14 protein-coding genes are annotated in these 16466 nt (G+C 73.1%); 10 read left to right on the plus strand and 4 right to left on the minus strand.

Features of this window, described 5'->3' with window-relative positions:
- Positions 1 to 4 precede the first annotated feature (4 nt).
- The 3 genes from AC1DWH_RS02160 to AC1DWH_RS02170 are packed head-to-tail and all read left to right on the plus strand — an operon-like array spanning position 5 to position 5233.
- Positions 5 to 1720, plus strand: a complete 1716-nt coding sequence (locus AC1DWH_RS02160) for a dihydroxy-acid dehydratase (protein WP_477092273.1) — start codon at positions 5 to 7, stop codon at positions 1718 to 1720.
- Complete coding sequence (locus AC1DWH_RS02165; protein WP_477092274.1) at positions 1707 to 4559, plus strand: FAD-binding and (Fe-S)-binding domain-containing protein; 2853 nt, start codon at positions 1707 to 1709, stop codon at positions 4557 to 4559. The genes AC1DWH_RS02160 and AC1DWH_RS02165 overlap by 14 nt, the downstream gene beginning before the upstream one ends.
- Positions 4556 to 5233, plus strand: a complete 678-nt coding sequence (locus AC1DWH_RS02170) for an SDR family NAD(P)-dependent oxidoreductase (protein WP_477092275.1) — start codon at positions 4556 to 4558, stop codon at positions 5231 to 5233. Before AC1DWH_RS02165 ends, AC1DWH_RS02170 begins: the two co-directional genes overlap by 4 nt.
- Before the next feature lie 8 nt (positions 5234 to 5241).
- Here the strand turns inward: AC1DWH_RS02170 and AC1DWH_RS02175 are convergent, their stop codons facing one another.
- Positions 5242 to 6153, minus strand: a complete 912-nt coding sequence (locus tag AC1DWH_RS02175; RefSeq protein ID WP_477092276.1) for a patatin-like phospholipase family protein — start codon at positions 6151 to 6153, stop codon at positions 5242 to 5244.
- A gap of 316 nt (positions 6154 to 6469) precedes the next feature.
- On the opposite strand from AC1DWH_RS02175, the gene AC1DWH_RS02180 reads away from it, so the two are divergent.
- The 5 genes from AC1DWH_RS02180 to AC1DWH_RS02200 are packed head-to-tail and all read left to right on the plus strand — an operon-like array spanning position 6470 to position 10316.
- Positions 6470 to 7000 carry an RNA polymerase sigma factor gene (locus AC1DWH_RS02180; protein WP_477092277.1) on the plus strand — a complete coding sequence of 177 codons (531 nt, stop codon included), beginning with the start codon at positions 6470 to 6472 and terminating at the stop codon, positions 6998 to 7000.
- Complete coding sequence (locus AC1DWH_RS02185; protein WP_477092278.1) at positions 6997 to 7845, plus strand: zf-HC2 domain-containing protein; 849 nt, start codon at positions 6997 to 6999, stop codon at positions 7843 to 7845. Before AC1DWH_RS02180 ends, AC1DWH_RS02185 begins: the two co-directional genes overlap by 4 nt.
- A complete protein-coding gene (locus tag AC1DWH_RS02190) occupies positions 7842 to 8729 on the plus strand; it encodes an ATP-binding cassette domain-containing protein (RefSeq protein WP_477092279.1) in 888 nt (295 codons plus the stop codon). The genes AC1DWH_RS02185 and AC1DWH_RS02190 overlap by 4 nt, the downstream gene beginning before the upstream one ends.
- Positions 8720 to 9682 (plus strand): hypothetical protein, encoded by a 963-nt coding sequence (locus tag AC1DWH_RS02195; protein ID WP_477092280.1) that lies wholly within the window; start codon positions 8720 to 8722, stop codon positions 9680 to 9682. Before AC1DWH_RS02190 ends, AC1DWH_RS02195 begins: the two co-directional genes overlap by 10 nt.
- A gap of 1 nt (position 9683) precedes the next feature.
- On the plus strand, positions 9684 to 10316 hold the full coding sequence (locus tag AC1DWH_RS02200) for a hypothetical protein (protein WP_477092281.1): 633 nt from the start codon (positions 9684 to 9686) through the stop codon (positions 10314 to 10316).
- A 74-nt stretch (positions 10317 to 10390) separates the two neighbouring features.
- On the opposite strand, the gene AC1DWH_RS02205 is transcribed toward AC1DWH_RS02200, so the two are convergent.
- The 3 genes from AC1DWH_RS02205 to AC1DWH_RS02215 form a co-directional block, all read right to left on the minus strand.
- Positions 10391 to 11926, minus strand: coding sequence for a GMC family oxidoreductase (locus tag AC1DWH_RS02205; protein WP_477092282.1), 1536 nt, complete (start codon positions 11924 to 11926; stop codon positions 10391 to 10393).
- 17 nt (positions 11927 to 11943) lie between these two features.
- Positions 11944 to 12813, minus strand: a complete 870-nt coding sequence (locus tag AC1DWH_RS02210; RefSeq protein WP_477092283.1) for a Vgb family protein — start codon at positions 12811 to 12813, stop codon at positions 11944 to 11946.
- Positions 12814 to 13199: 386 nt separating this feature from the next.
- On the minus strand, positions 13200 to 13784 hold the full coding sequence (locus AC1DWH_RS02215) for a methyltransferase family protein (protein WP_477092284.1): 585 nt from the start codon (positions 13782 to 13784) through the stop codon (positions 13200 to 13202).
- Between the two features lie 90 nt (positions 13785 to 13874).
- On the opposite strand from AC1DWH_RS02215, the gene AC1DWH_RS02220 reads away from it, so the two are divergent.
- Complete coding sequence (locus AC1DWH_RS02220) at positions 13875 to 14441, plus strand: TetR family transcriptional regulator (RefSeq protein ID WP_477092285.1); 567 nt, start codon at positions 13875 to 13877, stop codon at positions 14439 to 14441.
- 61 nt (positions 14442 to 14502) lie between these two features.
- Entirely contained in the window at positions 14503 to 16464 is a 1962-nt protein-coding gene (locus AC1DWH_RS02225) for a potassium transporter Kup (RefSeq protein WP_477092286.1), read from the plus strand.
- Positions 16465 to 16466: the final 2 nt, after the last annotated feature.

The following is a 16466-nucleotide window of genomic DNA, read 5'->3' on the forward strand; positions in this document are numbered from 1 at the left end:
GCCGGTGGCAGAGCTGCGCAGCGCCGAGTGGTACGCCGGGACCGACCGCAACGCCTACATCCATCGGGCCTGGATGCGGCGGGGGCTCCCCCAGGACGCCTTCGAGGGCCGCCCGCACATCGCGATCGCGAACACCGCCTCCGACCTGACGCCCTGCAACGCGCACCTCGACGAGGTGATGGAGAGCGTGAAGGCCGGCGTCCACGCGGCCGGCGGGATCCCGCTCGACCTCCCGGTGGTCTCCCTCGGTGAGACCCAGGTGCGCCCCACCGCGATGCTCTGGCGCAACATGGCCGCGATGGCGACGGAGGAGATGCTCCGCGCCAACCCCATCGACGGCGTCGTCCTGCTGGGCGGGTGCGACAAGACCATCCCGTCCCTGCTGATGGCCGCCGCCTCCGTCGACCTGCCGGCGATCGTCGTCCCGGGCGGGCCCATGAAGACCGGGACGTTCCGGGGTGTCCCGCTCGGCTGCGGGACCGACGTCTGGCGCCTGAGCGAGGAGGTCCGCGCCGGCACGCTCAGCCAGAAGGACTTCCTCGACAGCGAGTCCTCCATGATCAGCAGCCGCGGCCACTGCAACACGATGGGGACCGCGTCGACGATGGCGCTGGTCGCCGAGGCGCTCGGCACGGTCATCCCGGGCCTGGCCGGCACGTCCGCCGTCGACAGCCGGCTGCTCGAGAAGTCGCAGCAGACCGGGCGCCTGATCGTCGAGCTCGTCGCGCAGGAGCGTCGCCCGAGCACGTTCTTGACGAAGGGCTCGTTCCAGAACGCGATCGTCGCCCTCGCCGCCATCGGCGGGTCCACCAACGCGGTCGTGCACCTGCTCGCGATCGCCGGCCGCCTCGGGATCGACCTGACGCTCGACGACTTCGACCGGATCGGCTCGGGTGTCCCGCTGCTGGTCAACCTGCAGCCCGCCGGGACGTTCTTGATGGACGACTTCCAGCGCGCGGGGGGTCTGCTCTCGGTGCTGCGCGAGGTCAAGGACCTGCTCGACCCCGAGGCCCTGACCGTGACCGGCAGCCCCCTGGTCGCGTACCTGGACGAGGCGCGGATCTGGGACCCGGAGGTCATCTCCGTGCGGGAGACCCCGCTGATCGCCGACGCCGGCATCGCGGTGCTGCGCGGCAACCTCGCCCCCGGCGGCGCGATCATCAAGCCCGCCGCCGCCTCCCCCCGCCTGCTCACGCACCGCGGCCGGGCCGTCGTGTTCGACACGATCGAGGACCTGCACGCCCGCATCGACGACCCCGACCTGGATGTCGACGCCGACTCCGTGCTCGTCCTGCGCGGCTGCGGCCCCAAGGGCTACCCCGGGATGCCGGAGGTCGCCAACATGCCGCTGCCGAAGAAGCTGCTCGAGCTCGGCGTCCGCGACATGGTCCGCGTCTGCGACGGCCGGATGAGCGGCACCGCCTACGGGACCGTCGTCCTGCACGTGACCCCCGAGGCCGCCGCCGGCGGTCCGCTCGGGATCGTGCAGACCGGCGACTACATCGTCCTGGACGTCCCGAACCGGCTGCTGACCCTCGACGTGCCGCAGGACGAGCTCGACGCCCGGCTGCCCAGCAGCGCGACCCTCGACGGCTACGCCGCTCCCGTCCGCGGCTGGGAGCGGCTGTACGTCGACCACGTCCTGCAGGCCGACACCGGGGCCGACCTCGACTTCCTGCGGGGCTCGAGCGGCGACAAGGTCTCGCGTGAGTCCCACTGACGTCCCGACCCGGGTCCCCCGCGTCGACACGGCGCTGCTGGAGGCCCTCGAGCGCCGGGTGCCGGACGGCGTGCGCTCTCGCGCCTCCGACCGGCTCGCGTACGCCCACGACGCCTCCCACTACCTGCTGACCCCGCAGGCCGTCGTCGCCCCGAGCACCGTCGACCAGCTCGCCGGCCTGCTCCGGGACGCGTCGGCGCGGGGCACCGCCGTGACTTTCCGTTCGGGCGGGACCAGCCTCAGCGGCCAGGCGTCGACGGACGGCGTCCTCATCGACACCCGCCGGCACTTCCGCGACGTGGACGTGCTGGACGGTGGCCTGCGGGTCCGGGTGCAGCCCGGTGCGACCGTGCGCTCGGTGAATGCCCGGCTGGCCCCCTTCCAGCGCAAGCTCGGGCCCGACCCCGCCAGCGAGGGCGCCTGCACCATCGGCGGGGTCGTCGCCAACAACTCGAGCGGCATGTCGTGCGGCACCGAGCTCAACACCTACCGCACGCTCGAGTCGGCCGTCCTGGTGCTGCCGAGCGGCACGGTGATCGACACCGCGGAGGCAGGGGCCGACGACCGGCTGCGCGCGCTCGAACCGGAGCTGCACGCCGGGCTCCTGCGGCTGCGCGACCGGGTCCGTGGCGACGCCGCCTCCGTCGCGACCATCGAGACGCTGTACTCGATCAAGAACACCATGGGCTACGGGGTCAACTCGTTCGTCGACCACGACTCGGCGATCGCCATCCTGCTGCACCTGGTCGTCGGCAGCGAGGGAACCCTCGCGTTCGTGGCCGAGGCGACGTTCCGCACGCTTCCCACCCGGCCCCACTGCGCCACGGGGCTGCTGGTCTTCGACGACCTCGACCACGCGACCGGCGCCCTGCCGGAGCTCGTCGCGTCGGGCTTCGCGACCATCGAGCTGCTGGACGCCACGTCGCTGCGGGTGGCCCAGCGCGACCCGCAGGCGATCGGCACGCTGCTCTCGCTCGACGCGACGACCCAGGCCGCGCTCCTGGTCGAGCACCAGGCCGAGACCGCCGCCGAGCTCGCCGACCGCGTCGGGACGAGCGCCCCGCTGATCGATCGCCTGCCCCTGACCGCCCCGACGCGACTGAGTCCCGACGCGACGACCCGTGCCGCGCTCTGGCACATCCGCAAGGGGCTCTACGCCGCCGTCGCCGGCAACCGCCCCTCGGGCACGACCGCCCTGCTCGAGGACATCGCCGTCCCGGTTCCCGCACTGCTGGACACCTGCACGCGGCTCGTGGCGCTCTTCGACCGGTACGGCTACGAGGACGGCGTGATCTTCGGCCACGCGAAGGACGGCAACATCCACTTCCTGCTCAACGAGCACTTCGGCCGGACCGCGTCGCTCGACCGCTACATCGCGTTCACCGACGACATGGTCGATCTCGTCCTCGGACACGACGGGACGTTGAAGGCGGAGCACGGGACCGGCCGGATCATGGCGCCCTACGTCCGCCGCCAGTACGGCGACGAGCTGTACGAGGTCATGCAGGAGGTCAAGCGGCTCGCGGACCCGCGCAACGTGCTGAACCCCGGCGTCCTGCTCAACGAGGACCCCGTCGCCCACGTCGCGAACCTCAAGGTGGCGCCCACGGTCGAGAAGGAGGTCGACCGCTGCGTCGAGTGCGGCTACTGCGAGCCGGTCTGCCCGAGCAAGGACCTGACGCTCACGCCGCGCCAGCGCATCGTGCTCCGCCGCGAGCTGACGGCGGCCCAGCAGGCCGGGGACCACGAGCTCGCCGCGAGCCTGGCGGCGGACTACGACTACGACGGCATCGACACCTGCGCCGTCGACGGCATGTGCGCCACCGCGTGCCCCGTGCTGATCGACACCGGCGACCTCGTGCGCCGGCTCCGGCACGAGCAGCGCACGCGCGGCAAGCAGGCCCCCTGGAAGGCCGCGTCCCGGCACTGGGACTCGGCGTCCCGCCTGGGCGGAGTCGCGCTGTCCACGGCCACGGCCCTGCCCGCACCGTTCGTCACCGCAGCGACCGACGTCGCGCGGAGGATCGTCGGGACCGACACGGTCCCCCGCTGGACCGCAGACCTCCCGGCCGGCGGGTCTCGACGCGTCGACCTGCACCCGCCGGCGGCGGACGTCGTCTTCTTCGCCGCCTGCATCGGCACGATGTTCGGGCCAGCCGCCGACCGCCCCGGGTCCGCCGGCGCGTTCCTGCGGCTGTGCGAGCGAGTCGGCGTCCGCGTCCGCACACCCGAGGGCGTCGCCGACCTGTGCTGCGGAACGCCGTGGAAGTCGAAGGGCCTGACCGACGGCTACGAGGACATGCGCGACCGGGTCCTGCCGGCGCTGTGGGAAGCCTCCGAGCACGGGCGCCTGCCGGTCGTCGTCGACGCCGCCTCCTGCACCGAGGGGGTGCAGCGCCTGCTCGAGCACGGTCACGACGGCGTCGAGGGCCTGCGGGTCGTCGACGCCGTGCAGTTCGTCGACGAGCAGGTCCTGAGCGACCTGACCGTGACGGCCCCGATCGGGTCGATCGCCCTGCACCCGACATGTTCGTCCACCCACCTCGGCACCGACGAAGCCCTCTCCCGCATCGCCGCCGCGATCGCGTCCGAGGTCGTCGTCCCCGACGGCTGGGGCTGCTGCGCCTTCGCCGGCGACCGCGGCATGCTCCATCCCGAGCTGACGGCCTCCGCGACGGCACGGGAGGCGGCCTCCGTCGCGGCTCGCCACTTCGACGCCTACGCCTCCTCGAACCGGACGTGCGAGCTCGGCCTGACGCGGGCGACGGGCCACGCCTACGAACACCTGCTCGAGACCCTGGAACGCGCGACGCGCACCGACGACCGAGGAGCCCCATGACCAGGACCGCCGTCATCACCGGGGGCATGAGCGGCCTCGGCGCGGCCTGCGCCGAGCGGCTCGCGCGCGACGGTGTCGACGTCGTGCGGCTCGACCTCGCGCCGGGCGCCGACGTGGTCGTCGACGTCGCGGACCACGCCGCCGTCGCGGCCGCCGTCTCCGGCATCGGCACCGTCGACATCCTGGTCAACTCCGCCGGGATCGTCGGCCCGAACCTCCCGCTCTGGGAGATCGACGCGGACGCGTGGGACACGGTCTTCGCCGTCAACGTCCGCGGCTCGTTCAACCTGTGCCGTGCGGTGGTCCCGGGCATGCGCGAGCGCGGCTGGGGCCGGATCGTCAACATCGCGAGCATGGCCGGCAAGGACGGCAACCCGAACCTGTCGGCCTACTCGGCGTCCAAGGCCGCAGTCATCGCGATGACCAAGTCGCTCGGCAAGGAGCTCGCGACCAGCGGCATCCTGGTCAACGCGATCGCGCCCGCCGTGATCGCGACGCCGATGAACGACAGCACGAGCCCCGAGGTCCTCGCCCACATCACGAGCCTGATCCCCATGAAGCGGGTCGGGCGCGCCGACGAGGTCGCCGAGCTCGTCGCCTGGCTCGCCTCGGACAAGGTCAGCTTCTCCACCGGAGCGGTCTACGACATCAGCGGCGGCCGCGCCACGTACTAGCGCGCCCGTCAGCCCCAGAGCTCGGCGAGCGTCCCCGCAAGCGCCACGCCCTGCTCGTGACCGGCCCGAGCGGCGGCCGGACGCATCGCCAGGTCCATCGCGTCGGCGCCGAACATGTGCTCGGCGCCGGCGTCCGGGACGACCGTCTCGACCCGGCTGCCACGCGCGCGGAGCTCGTCGACCTGGGTGGCGAGGTGCGTGCCCCACGCCGGCGGGTGCAGGGACCGGCCGCCGAAGGGCGACAGCACGAGCACCCGCGCGCAGCCGGCGGCCAGATCGGCGTTCTCGGCGTTGGACCGGTAGCCCCCGTCGATGTAGCGGTGCTCCCCGATCCGGTAGGGCAGGCCGCTGGAACAGCTCGCGGCGACGGCGTCGGCCAGGTCGACCCCGGAGTGGCGGTCGAACACGACCGGCTCCCCGGTCTCGGCGTCGACCGCCGTGATGAGCACGGTCCGCTGCGGCCAGCTCTGGCTGGGCAGCCGTGAGGCGACGGTGGCGCGCCACTGCGCCTGCCAGGTGCCGTCCGACGCCGCCTCCCTCTCGAGTGCCGCCGCGCCCATCCTGCGGCGCAGGTCGGACACGTCCTCGGACGCGGCGATGATCCTGGTCAGCCGTTCGAGGTGGTCCGTCACCGGCCTGGCCGGGCCGCGCCCCGGACCGGGGCGTGGCTGGGGAGCCGGGGCGAGGGTGGCGGCGAGCAGCTCGGCGGGGGTCGCGCCGGCCAGCTGGGCCGCGGCCGTCGAGCCGGCCGACGTCCCGACGGTCAGGTCGGCCGTGGTGACGTTCAGCCCGGCCTCGGCCAGGCCGGCGACGACGCCGATCAGCCAGGCGTTGCCTGTCGATCCGCCGCCGCCGAGGACCAGGGCGCGCAAGCCCGGCGTCGACGTGGAGTGCAGGGGTGACGAGGGTGTCGTGGTCATGGGAGTCGCCTTTCGCGAAGTGCCTGGCGGGCGCTCCCCGTGGCGACTAGCGACGTCGCGCGGTCGTGGACTGCGAGGGAGCACCCAGTGCGGATACTGCGGTCATGGGTCTCACCTCCTGACGACGGGTCACGATCACCGGGACGGTACACACGTGCGGCTCGTGGGCGCAATCGAGTTTCCGCGGCCGCCCCTGGGCCGGCGAAGGCCGCGGGTCTAGCGTTGTCGGTGCTGTTCAGCGCACGCCGCCGCGGCGGCTGCCCACTGATCCTGATCCTCGCCGAACAGTCCGGGGGGCCGGCGGATACAAGTGGCTGTGGACGACAACCTCGAGCGCTCCGACCGTGACCTGCTGGTCGCGATCGTCGGGCGCGACCGGGCGGCGCTGCGGGACCTCTACGACCGGCACGCGCCGTGGCTCCGGCTGCGCCTCGGCCGTCGCTGCGCGGACAGCGGGCTCGTCGAGGAGGTCGTGCAGGACGTCTTCGTCGCCGTCTGGCGCAAGCCCGGCGCGTACTCCGGGAGCGGTGTCGTCGAGGCGTGGCTGTGGGGCATCGCCATCCGTCGGCTGCTCGCGTCGCTGCGTCCGCGGCGCCCCTTCCCGACGGCGCGCGTGCCGGAGGTCAGCCAGCCGTCCGCCGAGGACGTCCTGCTGCTCGGGGTGCAGCACGGCGACGTCGGCACCGCCCTGAACAGGCTCTCCCCCGAGCTGCGCGCCGTCATGACCGCCGTCGTCCTGGACGGCTTGTCCAGCAGCGAGGCCGCGCGACTGCTCGGCATCCCGGCGGGGACCGTCCGCACCCGCATGCTCCGCGCCCGCACCCAGCTCCGGGAGGCCCTCTCATGACCTGGCACATCGAGCCCGGCCTGCTCACCGCCTACATCGACGACCGGCTCGACTACGCACGCAGCGCGTCCGTCGAGGCGCACCTGACCGGGTGCGGCTCGTGCCGGTCGGCGCTCCGCGAGGCCGTCTCCGCGGTCCCCGCGCTCGCCGGTCGGCACGCGGACTCGTGGGAGGCGCTGGCGGACCGGGTCGACCAGCCCGGGCTCACGTGGTTCGAGCGGCTCCTCGTGCGCTGCGGCGTCAAGGAGGCCACCGCCCGGGTCATTGCGGCCTCCGAGCTCACGGGACGGGCGTGGGTGGCGGGCTTCGCGGTCCTGGTCGTCGCGACGGTCTTCTCGACGATCGCGTCCGAGGCGATCGGCGTCGCGACGTTCCTGCTGCTCGTCCCCGTGCTGCCCGTCCCCGCGGTCGCGCTCGCCTACGGCTCCCGAGGTGAGCTCGCGTACGAGCTGGCGGTCGTCGCGCCGTACTCGTCGGCCCGGCGCCTCCTGCTGCGCACGCTGACCGCGCTGGCCGTCTCGCTCCCCGTCGCCGCGTTCCTGTCGTTGGCGGTCCCGGAGGTCCAGCCGGTGCTCTGGCTGCTCCCGGCGGTAGCGCTGACCCTGCTCACGCTGGCCGCGATCACCTTCGTCCGTCCGCTCTACGCCGCGGCCGGCGTCGCCACCGCCTGGTTGCTGGTGAACCTGGCCGCCCTGCCGGGAGCGCAAGGAAGCATCGACCGCCTCCTCGACCTGCTCCCCCAGGCCCAGGGCGCGGGCCAGCTCGTCCTGGCCGTCCTGTGCGTCGTCGCCGTCGTCCTGACCGTCGCCCGTCGCGCTCGCTTCGAGAGGATCTCCCCCGCATGACTGCGACCATCGCCGTCACCGGCGTCAGCAAGTCCTTCCGTCGTCTGCCCGTCCTGGACTCCGTCTCGTTCGAGGCCGGCCCCGGGATCACCGGGGTGCTCGGGCCCAACGGCGCCGGCAAGACGACCCTCCTGCGGATCCTGGCCACCGCCCTCGCGCCGGACTCCGGCTCGGTCCGGTTGCTGGGCCACGACGCCGCGACGACGGAGGGCCGACTGGCCATCCGGCGCGGCCTCGGCTACCTGCCGCAGGAGCCCGGCCACTACCGGACGTTCACGGCGTACGACTTCGTCGACTACGTCGCGGTGCTCAAGGAGATCACCTCCACCTCGGAGCGGCGCCGCGAGGTCCGTCGCGTGCTCGCCGCGGTCGGCCTGGAGGACCAGATGCACAAGCGGATGGGCGCCCTCTCCGGCGGGATGCGTCGCCGGGTGGCACTCGCGCAGGCCCTCCTCGGGGACCCCGGTCTGCTGGTCCTCGACGAGCCGACCGTCGGGCTCGACCCCGTCCAGCGGCTCCGGTTCCGCGAGGTGATCAGCGCCGCGGCACGCAACCGGTGCGTCGTCCTGTCCACGCACCTCACCGAGGACATCCAGGCCGTCTGCTCGCGCGTGGTCGTCGTCGACCGGGGTCGGATCCGCTTCGAGGGCGAGCCGTCGGCTCTGGCCGCGCGCGCGGCGGGCCGGGTGTGGGTGTCGGACGCTCCCGAGCCGCGCGCGCTGCTGTCCTGGGTGACCGCGGAGGGGCTGCACCGGCACATCGGCGAACCGCCGGCCGGTGCTCCCTTGAGCGCACCCACCGTCGAGGACGGCTACCTGGTCCTCACGGGCCAGGTGCCGGGCGAGGGACCGATCGAGGAGATCGAGGTGCTGACATGGCGCTGACGACGACCGACGCGCCGGCCGACCAGCTGGTCGGCCGATCCACCCTCACCGCCCTCGCGCGCGTCGAGGCGCGACGGCTGGCCCGGAACCCCGTCCTGATCCTGGGCTTCCTGGTCCTGCTGGTCCAGGAGACCAGCCTGTTGTGGGACATCCCGGCCAACCGCTGGGCGAACGACGCCTACTCCCGCATGGCCAGCTCGAGCTTCCTGATCGCCGCGACGTTCATCGTCGCCGCCCTCGCGGCCATGCGGGACCGTGAGGACACGACGGCGGAGACGTTCCGGGCGGTCGCTCCCACCGAGCGCGACCGGACCGTGGCCCTGCTGCTCGCCGGCCTCGTCCCCGTCGCGCTCGCCGCCGCCGTCTCGCTCTACGTCGCCGTGCTCGTCGTCCGGGCCGGCGGCATCCCGGTCGGCGAGGGTCGCGGGCTGGGCCTCTTCCGCCTGAGCCCCGCCGAGATCGCCCACCCCGTCGTGCAGACTGCAGCGGCCTTCGCCGCCGGCGTCGCGACCGCGAGGATCGTCCGGTCGCGCGCGGTCGGCGTGGTGGTCGGGGTGCTCGGCTCGTTCTTCCTCGTCGAGGGGTTCTGGCTCTGGTCGTGGTTCCCCGCTGCGTTCCTCACGCCCGACGCGCTCGCACCCCGGCTCACCCAGGACCTCGGCGCGTTCCCGTCCCGTGAGGTCCTGCAGCAGACGCCGCTGCTCGACCTGCCCGACTCGTACGACCCCGACTTCTACGCGGTCCAGATGGAGGTCGGACGCGTCGGCTGGCACGCGCTCTTCCTGGTCGGGATGACGATGCTCTTCGCCGGGTTGGCCCTCACGCGCTCGTCCGGCACGCGGTGGCACCCGCTGCGCCTCGTGATCGTGGGTGGCGTCGTCGCTGCCCTCGGCTTCACGATGCAGCTCTGGGCCACTCACCAGTCGTTCGCCTGGTTCGAGTCCGTGGGCTGACGTGCCCGGCGCCCTCTCCGCGGCGGTGCGCGCGCCGGGCTGGGCCTTCGCCCTGGGGCTCGACGCCGTCGCCGCCCTCGGCGGCCACGCGACGCTGCGCTGGGGCCCCACCCACGCGGTCGGGATCGCCGTCACGGCGGCCGCCGTCCTGATCGCCACCGCCACCGCGTCGCTGTCCGACGACGCCATGGTCGACCTCAGCTGCACGTCGCCGCTGACGTTGCGGCGCCGGACCGTGGCGCGACTGGCCCTCGGCCTCCTGGTCGCCGCCACCGCCTGCGCGACGGTCCTCGCGGCCCTCGTCGGCACCCTCCCGCGCGAGGCGCTCGAGGCGCCGGCGGCGTCGATGGTCCTCGTCGTGGCGGTCGGCACCGCGACCGGGGTCGCCGCCGCGAGGATCCGCCCCGACGTGCCGGCCGCGATCCCCGCCGCGATCGTCCTGGTCGCCGGGGAGCTCTGCGCCGCGCAGGTCACGCTCCCCGCAGCCGTGCTGGCGCTCGGGGTCGTCGCCGACGCCTGGACCCGGACGGCCGGCGTGGTCCTCGTCGCCGCCGCGGTGGTGATCCTCATGACTCGGGACCGCGGCGCACGCGCGCGGTCAATGACGGTGATTTCCTCCCGTCTCGCGGATTGATCGACGCGACCAACGGCCCTCTGGTCCGGACGACACGTCGATCCGGACCGGCGCCGGCACTGCTCCGTCGCGTCTCAGTCGTCGAACCGGCTCGCGACGTGCTCGGCGACCATGATCGTGGGCACGTGCGTGTTGGCCGACGGGATGTCGGGCATCACCGAGGCGTCGACCACCGACAGCCCGGTCACGCCGTAGACCCTCCCGGTCGCGTCGACGACGGCGCCCTCGCCGGCATCGCGCCCCATCGCGCAGGTGCCGACCGGGTGGTGGTAGGTCCACACGGCCCGCGGGATCCAGGCCCGCACGGCAGCTCGATCGCCGAGCCGGACATCGTGGTCCGGCCTGAGCTGACGCCCGCCGGAGAGCCGGGCGACGGCGCCCAGCCGACAGGCGTCCCGCGCGCGCTCGAACCCCTCGGCGAGCCGGTCGAGGTCCGTCGCCTCGCGGAAGTACCCGAGGTCGATGCGCGGTGCCGTCGTCGGGTCGTCGCTGACCAGTCGGATGCTGCCTCGCGAGCGCGGCTTGAGCAGCGCGGTCCCGACGAAGAACGCCGCGGCGCCGTCGTCCAGGTACGGCCCCCCGACCATGTGCTGCAGGTCGGGCGGCCCCGACGGTCCCGCGCCGTCGGTCCGGGCCGTGGCCGCGACCTGGAAGACCGGGACCGCGAGGACGGGTCCCGGATGGCGCAGGTCGACCGACACGACCGGGTGGTCCACGAGGTTCGCGCCGACCCCGGGAAGGTCGACCCTCGGCCGGACGCCGGCGGCCCTCAGCTGCTCGGCCGGGCCGATCCCGGACCGCAGGAGCAGCACCGGCGAGCCGTACGCGCCGCCGCAGAGCACGACCCGGTCGGCGTGGACGATCTCGCCCGACAGCAGCCGCACCCCGGTGACCCGGTCGCCCTCGACCAGCAGGTCGCGCACCTCGGCGTCGCACGTGACGGTGAGGTTGGCCCTCTCCGCGTCCCGGGGCAGGTAGGCGATCGCCGTGCTGACCCGGCTCCCGTCGAGACAGTTGGTCGGGATCCTGCCCACGCCGACGGCGCCCGGGGCGTTGAGGTCCGGGACCGGGACACAGCCGAGGTCCCGCAGGGCCTCCTCCCCCGCCCTCGCGACGTCGGTCAGCTCGCGGTCGGAGTACCTGCGGATCGGCAGAGGTCCCCGGTCCCCGTGCCAGGGCTCCGAGCCGTGGTCCGCGTCGTTCTCCAGCCGGACGAAGTCGGGGAGCACGTCGGCGAACGACCATCCCGCGTTGCCCGCCTCCGCCCAGGCGTCGTAGTCGCCGGGATGCCCCCGCAGGGCGAAGGTGGCGTTGGTGGACGAGCACCCTCCCAGCAGCCGCCCGCGCGGGAGGTGTCGGACCGCACCGTCGGGGCCGGGGACCTCGGTGTAGCCCCAGTCGTGCTGCATGGTGGCCCGGCGGCCGTCGCGGACGTCGTCGGGTGGATCGACCCGATGGTCCGGGCCGGCCTCGAGCAGCAGCACCCGCCGCGACGGGTCCTCGCTGAGCCGGGCAGCGAGCACGCACCCGGCGGCGCCGCCACCGACCACGACGACGTCCCACCCCGATGACCGCCCGCGCTCTTGCGCCCCGGTGACGTTGCCGTCCATCGTCTCTCTGCCGCCGCTCAGTCGTCGCAGTGCGTGCGGACCTCGCTGACCGTGTCGGTGAACGGGTCGGTCACCCAGAGAGCCCCTTGGCTCGCAGCAACCTGCAGCGCGCCGGGAACGTCCCAGGTGCGTGCGACCTGCCCGTGGTCATCCAGCTGCGCGAGCTGGGCGGAGAGGAACATCGCGGCGTAGAGGTGACCGTCCGGGGCGAGAGTGATCCCGACGGGCCCACCGGCCACGGGCACCTCGGTGAGCTGGCCCGCGGTCGTGATGCGCCCGATGTTGCCGGCGCGCAGCTCGGTGAACCACAGCGCCCGGTCCGGACCAGTCACGATCCGGTTCGGGAAGGCTCCGGCCGCCAGGTCCCACTCGGTGAACGCGCCGGCCGGCGTCATCCGCCCGACCTTGTCCGCGCCGCGCTCGGTGAACCACAGGTTGCCGTCCGGGCCACGGGTCAGACCGAGGGGGCCACCACCCTCCGTGGGGATGGGGTAGAGCGTGAACGCTCCGGTCCGTCGGTCGAGATCGCCGATCCTGTCGTTGCCCTGGTCGGTGAACCAGACCTGCGACCCCGGGCCGACGACGATGCCCTGCGGCAGGGCCGTGCCGTTGACCCCGTCGGGGATCTGGTACTCGTGGACCCGGCCCACGACGTCGACCGTGCCCAGTCGCCCGGTGCCGCGGTCGGCGAACCAGACCTGGCCCCCGGACGAGTCGCGCGTCAGCCATCCGGCGTCGGCGACGTCCGGATCGGGGATCGGGTACTCGATGGTCGTGCCCGCCACGATCCGGTTGATCGTGGCGCCGTGGGCGTACCACGTCCCGCCCGGGCCCTGGGTGACACCGAACGCCCCGTCCGTGCCTGCCGGGGGGACGTACGACGTCACGGCGCCGGTGGAGCACCCGTTCGAATGGGCATCTGCGGCCGGGGCCAGGGCGACGGTCACCGCCCCGAGCACGAGTGTGGCGAGAGCTGCTGCACCGGACACGATCCTGCTACGAAGACGGAGCATCGCAGGCCTTCCCATCCCCCGGCGATCTCGATGGCCGCCGGGCCGAGACGAGATGGAGGTGGGCACGGTCACCGAGACCGGCCGTGGCCGCAGCAGCGCCCCGTCCTCGGGACGTCGCGGAGTGAATGACCCGCTGCAGGCTGGGGACCGATCACCATCGACCGGTCACAGGTCGAACGACACCTGGAGCCTAGGGCTCCGGCGCCCTTCTCGGAAAGTACTTTTCAGGACATATCGGTCAGGCCGCGAGGGGGTCGCCCTCACCAGACGAAGGGGACCAGACGAGCGCGGCCCCTGGCGAAGTCGACGTACGCGTCGCCGAGGGCATCGATCATCGCGCGCTCCTCTCGTCCGATGCGGTAGACGATCGCCACGAGGGTCAGCAGGACGCAGGCACCCGCCCCCACCCAGTTGCCGAGCATCAGTCCGCAGCCGAGCAGGGCGGCGAGCAGGCCCGTGTAGCTGGGGTGCCTGAGGAATCGGTACGGTCCGCGACTGACGATCACCTGATCGGCGGACGTCAGGACCACCGTCGTGAAGTACTCGCCCAAGGTGACGAACGACCACCATCGCCACAGCAGGCCGGCCCACCCGACGACCGCGCCCAGGACGAACACCCCGACGCCCTCGAGCACGGCATCGGGGACGAGCGCCCGGCCCAGCGGCAGCATCAGGATGCCCGCGAAGAAGAGCGCCCGGAACACGAGCTCGCCTCGCACGTCCGTGCGCGAGGCACCGCGCCGCAGCCTCGCCGCCTGCCGAACCTCGCCCACGGCGAACGCCGCGACGCTGCTGCCGAGCACCAGCCGCGCCCAGGCCTCCTGCTGCAGGTACGCCGTCGCCACACGGCGCAGTCTCCCAGCCCCGCGTGCGGCACGGGCCCACGCCGCGGGCTCGCCGCCATGTCAGCCCCTGTCATCGCCTAGGATGCCTGCATGGCGAGGTGGGAGTCGGGAGCGCGGGAGCGCCTGCAGCGCGCGGCCCTCGAGCTGTACGCCGAGCGCGGGTACGACGGTGTGACCGTCGCCGAGATCGCCGAGGCGGCCGGCCTGACCGAACGCACCTTCTTCCGCTACTTCGCCGACAAGCGCGAGGTGCTGTTCGTCAGCCAGGACGAGTTCGAGCACCTGTTCCTGGACGGCCTCGACGACGCCGACCGGCACGACCCGATGTCGCTGGTCGGGTCCGCGCTGGCGTCAGCGGCCGCGATGTTCTCCGACGACCGACGCGGCTGGTCCCGTGAGCGACGGCAGATCATCGCCGCCCACCCGGCCCTGCAGGAGCGCGAGCTGCTGAAGATGTCGGCGCTCGCCGTCGCCCTGACCCGGGCCCTCACCGACCGCGGCATCGACCCCACCACCGCCGCCCTGGCGGCCGAGAGCGGTGTCACCGTCTTCCGCACCGCATTCGCCGCGTGGCTGGCGGACGGCGAGGACCGGCCGTTCGCCCAGATCCAGGACGGCGTCCTCGCGGACCTCCGCGCCCTCACCGGAGCCGGCTGACCGGACGCACCTGCGCCCGTCGACCCGCTGAACCAGCCCGGCACCGTGCCACGATGCCGGGGTGACCCCCAGCCAGTCGCCGAGCGACCCGCAGGCCGCGACCGGAGTCGACGTCCGAGAGAGCCCACCCGCCAGGCACGGGCCCCGGGCCTGGCTGGCGCTGGGCGCTCTGGGCGTGGTCTTCGGTGACATCGGCACCAGCCCGTTGTACTCGCTGCAGACGGTCTTCAGCATCGACCACAACAACGTCAAGCCCACGTCCGTCGACGTGTACGGCGTGATCTCGATGGTGTTCTGGTCCATCGCGATCGTCGTCTCGGTGAACTACGTGGCGCTGGTGATGCGAGCCGACAACGACGGCGAGGGCGGCATCCTCGCGCTCGTCGCGCTGCTGCGCCAGAAGCTCAGGGACCGGCGTCGGCTCGCGGCGGCGATGATGCTGGGGATGTTCGGTGCAGCGCTCTTCTACGGCGACAGCGTGATCACCCCGGCGATCTCGGTGATGTCGTCGATCGAGGGCGTCGTCGTGGCCGACCCGGCCTTCGAGCGGCTCGTGCTGCCGGCCTCGGTGGCGGTCCTGACGGTCCTGTTCCTCGTCCAGCGACGCGGCACCGAGGTGGTCGGGCGAGCGTTCGGACCCGTGATGGCGCTCTGGTTCGTCGTGCTGGCCGTCCTGGGCGTGCCGCACATCGCCGAGAACCCGGCGATCCTGCGCGCGCTGTCGCCCACGTACGCCGTCGCGTTCGTCGTCGAGCACCCGCTCACCGCGTTCGTCGCCATGGGTGCCGTCGTGCTGACGATCACCGGGGCGGAGGCGCTCTACGCCGACATGGGCCACTTCGGGGCGGCGCCGATCCGGTTGGGCTGGTACGCCGTCGTGTTTCCGGCCCTGACCCTGAACTATCTCGGGCAGGGGGCGATGATCCTGGACGACCCCGGCACGATCGACAACCCCTTCTTCCACCTCGCACCGACCTGGGCGACCCTCCCACTGGTGGCGCTGGCCACCCTGGCGACGGTCATCGCGTCGCAGGCCGTCATCTCCGGGGCGTACTCCGTGTCCCGGCAGGCCGTCCGCCTCGGCCTGTTCCCGAGGCTGTCGGTGCGGCAGACGTCCCGCCACGCCGGCGGCCAGATCTACGTGCCGGCGGTCAACTGGATCCTGTTCGTGGGCGTGCTCGTGCTGATCGCGGTGTTCCGCAGCTCGACCCGGCTGGCCACCGCCTACGGACTCGCGGTCACGGGGACGCTGCTGCTCACCAGCCTGCTGTTCCTGTTGCTCGCGAAGCGGGTGTGGCACTGGGCGACGTGGAAGGTCGTCGTGTACGGCGTCGTCGTCATCGGCCTGGAGCTCGTGTTCTTCGCCGCCAACGTCACCAAGATCGTCAGCGGCGGCTGGCTCCCGCTGGTCATCGCCGCGATCGTGATCACGCTCATGACCACGTGGCGCGCCGGTGCCGAGCGGCTGGCCGCCCGGCGCAACGACCTGGAAGGACCGCTCGACGAGTTCGTCGCGATGGTCCAGGACAGCGGCGTCCCGCGGGTGCCCGGGCTGGCGGTTTTCCCCCACCCCAACAAGCTGACGACGCCGCTGGCGCTGCGCTCGCACGTCGCGTTCAACCACGTGCTGCACGAGCACGTCGTCATCGTCCAGATCGTCAACGAGAACGTCCCCCACATCCGGCACGTCGACCGCGTCGTCGTCGACGACCTCGGCTACGCCGACGACGGCATCGTGCACGTCTGCGTGCGCGTCGGGTTCAACGACAGTCAGGACATCCCGAGGGGCCTCGCGCTCGCGGTCGGTCAGAGTCCCGAGCTCTCGCTGGACGTCGACGACGCGCGCTACTTCCTGTCGGTCCTCACCGTGCACGTGGGCGGAGCTCCCCATCGGCGGGGCTGGCGCGCGCGGCTGTTCGTCTGGATGGCACGCAACGCCGCGAGCCGCGCGGAGGTCTTCCACCTGCCGCCCGAGCGGACCGTGGTCATGGGCGCGAACCTCGACCTGCAGGGCGCCCCGTGACC

The sequence above is a fragment of the Cellulomonas sp. P2_F12 genome (genome assembly GCF_056403775.1).